Here is a 259-nt window from a genome sequence, read left to right on the forward strand (position 1 = left end):
TCGTCTCGTTCACGAAGTATTCTTCTCCACCGATGCCTATACGCAAGAGAGGTTCTTTATTTATCGTCACATATGGAGTGAACTGTTACACAATAACGAGCAACTACAAGAAGAAGAAAAACGAATCGATACGAAAATGAATCCACTTTCCAAAGCGTTAGCATCTTCTCATCTACTCTTTTTAAATGACGAAGATCGATTAGCGATGGACTTGCTAAAGAAACAACCTGCTTCTGTTGTAAGTCTGTACTTCTATTGG

General features: G+C 39.0%; 1 pseudogene. It reads left to right on the plus strand.

Going from position 1 to position 259, the window contains the following annotated elements:
• Positions 1-259: pseudogene (locus ACS2QP_RS28040) on the plus strand (SWIM zinc finger family protein); the annotation flags it as partial.

It is taken from the genome of Bacillus cereus group sp. Bce019, assembly GCF_051781745.1.
Classification (GTDB): Bacteria; Bacillota; Bacilli; order Bacillales; family Bacillaceae_G; genus Bacillus_A; species Bacillus_A cereus.